The 6,363-nt window shown below is 68.4% G+C and carries 6 protein-coding genes and 1 pseudogene; 3 read left to right on the top strand and 4 right to left on the bottom strand.

What is annotated here, in order from left to right; all coding sequences use genetic code 11:
• The 3 genes and pseudogenes from ABZD10_RS12590 to ABZD10_RS12580 all read left to right on the top strand — a co-directional run.
• A pseudogene (locus ABZD10_RS12590) lies at nt 1-397 on the top strand (capsule biosynthesis protein CapA); the annotation flags it as partial.
• Nucleotides 398-491: 94 nt separating this feature from the next.
• Entirely contained in the window at nt 492-1,628 is a 1,137-nt protein-coding gene (locus ABZD10_RS12585; RefSeq protein WP_372886951.1) for a polysaccharide biosynthesis/export family protein, read from the top strand.
• Nucleotides 1,629-3,635: a capsular polysaccharide biosynthesis protein gene (locus ABZD10_RS12580; RefSeq protein WP_372886950.1), complete on the top strand. Its 2,007-nt coding sequence runs from the start codon at nt 1,629-1,631 to the stop codon at nt 3,633-3,635.
• Here ABZD10_RS12580 and ribD read toward each other — a convergent pair.
• The 4 genes from ribD to ABZD10_RS12560 all read right to left on the bottom strand — a co-directional run bounded on the left by ribD (nt 3,632) and on the right by ABZD10_RS12560 (nt 6,169).
• Nucleotides 3,632-4,702: a bifunctional diaminohydroxyphosphoribosylaminopyrimidine deaminase/5-amino-6-(5-phosphoribosylamino)uracil reductase RibD gene (gene ribD / locus ABZD10_RS12575; RefSeq protein ID WP_372886948.1), complete on the bottom strand. Its 1,071-nt coding sequence runs from the start codon at nt 4,700-4,702 to the stop codon at nt 3,632-3,634. The genes ABZD10_RS12580 and ribD overlap by 4 nt on opposite strands.
• A gap of 20 nt (nt 4,703-4,722) precedes the next feature.
• Complete coding sequence (gene nrdR / locus ABZD10_RS12570) at nt 4,723-5,190, bottom strand: transcriptional regulator NrdR (protein ID WP_372886946.1); 468 nt, start codon at nt 5,188-5,190, stop codon at nt 4,723-4,725.
• A gap of 282 nt (nt 5,191-5,472) precedes the next feature.
• Entirely contained in the window at nt 5,473-5,886 is a 414-nt protein-coding gene (locus ABZD10_RS12565; RefSeq protein WP_372886945.1) for a secondary thiamine-phosphate synthase enzyme YjbQ, read from the bottom strand.
• A 13-nt stretch (nt 5,887-5,899) separates the two neighbouring features.
• Nucleotides 5,900-6,169, bottom strand: a complete 270-nt coding sequence (locus tag ABZD10_RS12560) for an HlyU family transcriptional regulator (RefSeq protein WP_372886944.1) — start codon at nt 6,167-6,169, stop codon at nt 5,900-5,902.
• Between the last annotated feature and the right edge of the window lie 194 nt (nt 6,170-6,363).

Genomic DNA, 6,363 nt, shown 5'->3' with positions numbered 1-6,363 from the left:
GCGGGTGCATTTCGTGCGCGGCGGCAAGCTGGCGCAGCTCTTGAACGAGGCGCGCAGCGCCGTCACCGTCAATTCCACCGCCGCCCAGCAGGTGCTGTGGCGCGGCATTCCGCTGCGCATCTTCGGCAGGGCGGTCTATGATCAGCCCGAGTTCGTCAGCACCCAGCCGCTGGCCGAATTCTTCGCCGGTGCCACAAGGCCCGACAACCGTGCCTATCGCAGCTATCGCCGGTTTCTGCTTGAAACCAGCCAGGTGGCGGGCGGGTTCTATTCGTCGCGCGGGCGCCGGCAACTGCTGCGCCACGTGGTCGACATGATGCTTTCCGACGAAGACCCCTATGACGCGCTGCGCTCGGGAACAGCGGCGCCGAGGCAACAGTTGCGTCTCGTCACCTGAGACACACAACCTGTAGCGCTGGATTTTCGTTTCGGATTCCGGTAGGTTACTGAAAAAAATCGAGGCAGAAATCATAGGTCGAGGAGACCGTGCAGTGAAACCCGTAGAAAAACGCTGGGCGAAATGCGTCGCGATCGTGGCTGCGCTGACCATTGTGTCGTCCTGTACGCTGATCCCCCGCGCCGGCCCCAGCAAGAAGGAAATCTTCGCCGGATCGGTGCAACGGCAGGGCGATGCCTTCGTCGTCGCCGTCAATGACCGCGTCACCCGCACCACGGCGGTGGTGCCGGCGCTTGGCTTCTCGCGCGATTTTCAGGCTGCCGCGCAGCTCGGCTCGGACACGATCCGGCCCGGCGACGTGCTGTCGCTGACCATCTGGGAAAACGTCGACAAGCCGCTGCTCGGGCCCCAGGGCCAGGTCGCGGCGGTGCTTGAAGAGGTGCAGGTCGACGGCGCGGGCTTTATCTTCGTGCCCTATGCCGGGCGCATCCGCGCCGCCGGCAACACCCCGGAATCGATCCGCCGCATCATCGTCAACAAGCTCGAGGAACAGACACCCGACCCGCAGGTCGAAGTGCGCCGGGTCGCCGGCGACGGATCGACCGTGTCGCTGGTCGGGGCGATCGGCGCCCAGGGCGTCTATGCCATCGAACGGCCGACCCGCACCCTGTCGGCGATGCTGGCCCGCGCCGGCGGCGTGACCATCACCCCGGAAATCGCCCAGGTGACGGTGCTGCGCGGTGGCACACGCGGCCAGATCTGGCTGCAGGACCTCTACGAAAACCCGCAGCTCGACATCGCCCTGCGCGCCGGCGACCGGATCCTGGTCGAAGAGGACACCCGCGCCTTTACCGCGCTCGGCGCCACCGGCACCCAGAGCCGGATCAACTTCCAGACCAAGGACATGTCGGCGCTCGAGGCGATCGCCCAGGTCGGCGGCATCCAGGCCCATCAGGGCGATCCGACCGGGGTCTTCATCTTCCGCAACGAACCCGAAGCAATCGCCAATCAGGTGCTGGGACGGGGCGATCTCAGGGGCGCGCAGCGCATGGTCTACGTGCTTGACCTGACCCGCCCCAACGGCATGTTCGTGGCCCGCGATTTCGTCATCCGCGACGGCGACACGCTTTATGTCACCGAAGCGCCGATCACCACCTGGAACAAGATCATCGCGGCCGGCGTCGGCACCCTGACCTCGGCCAATACGGTCAGCAATCTGGGCGTTCAGTAAGTGACAGACAGACCGCCGCCGCAGGAGCCCGCAGAAGGCGACCTGCGGCGGCTCTATGCCTATAACGGCGGCTTCTTCACCCAGACGCGGGTAAAGCGGATCCTGGCGCTGTCCGGCTACCGGGTCTGCCTCGGCAAACCCTCGGACAGCGACAGCGTGGCGGTCTGGGGCCAGAGCCCGACCTCGGGGCGCGGCGCCGCCGTCGCCCGGATGACCGGGGCCGACACCCTTTACGTCGAAGATGCCTTCCTGCGCTCGGTGCTGCCGGGGCGCAGCGGCGGCGAGCCGCCGTTGGGGCTGTTCATCGACCGCAAGGCGCCGCATTTCGACCCCTCCCGACGCTCGGAGCTTGAAGACCTGCTGAGCGATCACCCGCTGGACGACAGCGCGCTTCTCGACCGGGCGCGCGGCGCCATTGCCCGAATCCGCGAAGCGCATCTGTCGAAATATTCCGGCAATGACCCGGCACTTCCGCCCCTGGCACCGGGCTATGTGCTGGTCATCGACCAGACCCGGGGCGATGCCTCGGTCACCGCCTCGGGGGCCGGCGACGCCGAGTTCCGCGAGATGTTGGTGATGGCGCAGGTGGAAAACCCCGGCTGCCCGGTGCTGATCAAGAGCCACCCGGAAACCGCGCAGGGCCAGCGCCCGGGCTATTTCGGCCCCGAGGATGAAACCGACCGCGTCACCCTCTGCACCGCGCCGCATTCGCCCTGGGCGCTGTTCGAAGGCGCGGTCGGGGTCTATACACTGTCGTCGCAGATGGGCTTCGAGGCGATCTTTGCCGGCCACAGGCCACGGGTCTTCGGCCAGCCCTTCTATGCCGGCTGGGGGCTGACCGAGGACGAACGCCCGGTGCCGCGCCGCCAGAGGGTGCTGACGCGGGCCCAGCTCTTTGCCGCCGCGATGATCCTTTATCCGCGCTGGTACGACCCCTATCGCGACCGGCTTGCGACGCTGGAAGAGGCGATCGGCACGCTCGAGGCGACGACCCGGAGCTGGCGCGAGGACCGGCACGGCTGGAACGCCCTGGGCATGCGGCTCTGGAAACGCCGCCACATACAAAAGATGTTCGGCGCGACCCGCCCCGTGGTCTTCGACAGGCCATCGACGCCCGAGCGCCGCACCATGGTCTGGGGCAGGCAGGAGGCGCCCGAAGGCGCGGTCCGGGTCGAGGACGGCTTCCTGCGCTCGCGCGGGCTTGGCGCCGAGCTGGTGCCGCCCCTGTCGCTGGTCTGCGACGATCTCGGGGTCTATTACGATCCGGCACGCGAAAGCCGGCTCGAGCGGCTGATCGCGTCGCGCGCCGAGCTGCGCCCCGATCAGGCGCTGCGCGCCGACAGGCTGGTCGCGGCGCTGCGCCGGCAGGGCATCAGCAAGTACAACCTCGCCGGCGCCCTGCCGCCGCTGCCCGAGGGGCGGCGGATCCTGGTGCCGGGGCAGGTCGAGGACGATGCCTCGATCCTTTGCGGCGCCGGCGATCTGCGCGACAACACCGCCCTGCTCGCCCGGGTGCGGGCCGAGAACCCCGGAGCGGTGGTGATCTATAAACCGCATCCCGACGTGCTGGCCGGGCTGCGCATCGGCGCGGTCGACCGCCCCGAACGCTGGGCCGATCTGGTGATCGAAAAGGCCGACATGGCGGCGCTTCTGGAACAGGTCGACGAGGTCTGGACCATGACTTCGGGCACCGGTTTCGAAGCCCTGATCCGGGGCAGGCGCGTGGTCACTTTCGGCGCCCCCTTCTATGCCGGCTGGGGGCTGAGCGACGATCGCGGCGCCCTGCCCGCCCGGCGCAAGGCGCGCCCGGCGCTTGCCGGGCTGGTTCACGCCGCGCTGATCGACTATCCGCGCTATCACGACCCGGTGAGCGGCCTGCCCTGCCCGGTGGAAGTGGCGCTCGAGCGGCTGTCGCACGGCGACATCCCGCATCCCGGCCGGGTCAACCGCGCGCTGTCAAAGCTGCAGGGCCTGCTGGCCGGGGCCAGCTTTCTCTGGCGTCGCTAGCTGGCCCGCCAGACGCTCATCAGGTCGGCGCCGACGCGGCTTTGCGCCGCCAGCCGCAGGCGCGGCGCCATCGCCAGCCGCTCGATCCCCATGGCCCCGACCGCCGGGAACCCCTCGGCGCCCAGCACCATGCCGGCGTTAAACACCACCAGTTCGTCCACCAGATCCGAGGTCAGCAGGGACGCCGCCAGCGCGCCGCCGCCTTCGCAGAACACCCGCGTCAGCCCCTGATCCGCCAGCGCCCGCAGCACCGACGCCGGGGCCAGGTTGCCCGCCTCGGCGGCGCAGGGCAAGAGGGTGGCGCCGAGATCGCGCCATGTCTGGACCAGAACCGGGTCGGCATCGCGCCCATGGGCGATCCACAGCGGGATGTCGCGGGCGCTGCGCGCCAGCTGCCCCATCAGCGGCAGGTCGAGCCGCCGCGACACCACCACCCGCACCGGCTGGCGGTCGACCCCCATGCCGCGCACGGTAAGCGCCGGATCATCGGCGCGGGCGGTGCCGCCGCCGACCATCACCGCATCGTGGCGGGCCCGCATCGCATGCACCATGCGCCGCGCCTCGGGGCCAGTGATCCACTGGCTTTCGCCGGTGGCGGTGGCAATGCGCCCGTCCAGGCTCTGGGCCAGTTTCAGGGTCACAAAGGGGCGCCCTGCGCCGGTTCTGAGGAAAAAGCCGTCAAGGTCGCGCCGCGCCTGATCGGCCAGCACCCCGGTGACCACCTCGATCCCGGCCGCGCGCAGCATCGCCAGCCCCCGGCCGGCCACCCGGGGGTCGATATCCTCGAGCGCCACCACGACCCGCGCCACCCCGGACGCGATCAGCGCCTCGGCGCAGGGCGGGGTGCGGCCGTGATGGGCGCAGGGCTCGAGCGTCACATAGGCACAGGCGCCGCGCGCCAGCGCGCCGGCCTGGGCCAGCGCCTGGGGTTCGGCATGGGGGCGCCCGCCCGGCTGGGTCCAGCCGCGCCCGACGATGCGCCCGTCGCGCAGGATCACGCAGCCCACCGCCGGGTTGGGCCAGGTGTTGCCCTGCCCCCGACGCCCGAGCGTCAGGGCCAGCGCCATATAGCGCCTATCAGACAGGGTTATTCTTCCGCCTGCGGATCGGGGCGCAGTTCAGAGACGAACTTGTCGAAATCCCCGGCCTCCTGGAAGTTCTTGTAAACGCTGGCAAAACGCACGTAGGCCACGGTGTCGATCCGGGCCAGCGCCTCCATCACGATCTCGCCGATGGTCTTGGAAGGAATATCGGTGTCGCCCATGCTCTCGAGGCGCCGCACGATGCCCGAGATCATCTGGTCGATACGCTCGGGGTCGACGGGGCGTTTCTGCATCGAAATACGGATCGAACGCTCCAGCTTGTCGCGGTCGAAATCCTCGCGCCGGCCGTTGGACTTGACCACCACAAGGTCACGCAGCTGGACCCGTTCATAGGTGGTGAAGCGACCGCCGCAGGCCGGGCAGAACCGGCGCCGCCGGATCGACACGTGGTCCTCGGCGGGGCGTGAATCCTTCACCTGGGTATCAATGTTTCCGCAAAACGGGCAGCGCATCGGCCTTCCCCTTCAATTCTTCTCTGCCTCAGTCGGTTGGGTGCTGGCCCAACTTATCCACAGCCACTATAGGTCAGCCGCTAGCCTTTGGGTAGGGGGCAAATGCAGCCCCAAGATAAGCCAATGAAACCGCCGGCCCTGCCCGCCGCGAGGCCGGCCCGGCAAGAATCCGCCACCGCCCGGCAACGACCTGCCGACGGGCAAAAAATCCGCCCCGGCCCCCTTTATCCGTCGCTGTGCACTGCCTAGCTTCAGTCCAAGAAGTTCCTCCGCAACTTCCCATCATGCAAGCAGATGCGCCGCCACGTTCCGCGTGCGCGGTGCATTTCTGTGTTCGAACAGGTAGATGCCCTGCCAGCTGCCCAGCCGCATCCGCCCGCGCAGCACCGGGATCGACAGCGACACCGGCAGCAGCGCCGCCTTGATATGGGCGGGCATGTCGTCGGGGCCTTCCTGTGTGTGGCTGAGATAGGCCATCTCGGGGGCGCTGCTGGGTGGCACCAGCCGGTGGAAGTAATTGCGCAGGTCGCGCTGCACCTCGGGATCGGCGTTTTCCTGAATCAGCAGCGAACAGGAGGTGTGGCGCACGAAAAGCGTCAGCAGCCCGTCGCCCTGCCCGGCGAGCCAGCCCGCCACCTCGCCGGTGAACTCGTAGAGCCCGGGGCCCCGGGTGGTCACGGTGAATTCGGTCTGCATTGCCCCGCCCCTCTCAGCCGAAGATCCGCTCGCCCTGCTGGTCGATCAGCTGGCGCGCCTTGTCGATCGAGGCCTGGCGGGCGATCTCGGGCGCGGCATAGGTGTCGGCGCGGATCATGCGGTGGGTCTTGATCTCGCCGCCGATCTCCTTCTCGATCCGCGCCGCGACCCGGAAGCCGCCGGGCTCGTCGACCGGCTCGGGGAAGATGCGATAGCCCTCGTGCATCTCGGGCTCAGGCGCCGGCCGCGGCGCTTGGCCGAAGAGTTTCTTGAAAAAGGACATGGGGGCCTCCGCGATTGCTTGGTCGTTGCCCGATATTCAAGGGTATTGCGCCAAGGCACAAGGCGCGTCTCGAAGGTCTTGCGGCGGGGGCGGTGCGTGCGAGCACGCACCCTACGGGTTGCTAGAGCAACGCTAATGCATCCTTTGGAGTAGCAACGTGACGGAGCCCAAGATTTCTAAGAGCCGTTTCATTT

Origin of the sequence: Shimia sp. (assembly GCF_041624275.1) — a bacterium.
In the GTDB taxonomy this organism is placed as follows: Bacteria; Pseudomonadota; Alphaproteobacteria; order Rhodobacterales; family Rhodobacteraceae; genus Shimia.
The sequence above is the reverse complement of the archived record's forward strand: the minus strand, read 5'-3'. Positions and strand labels throughout refer to the sequence as shown.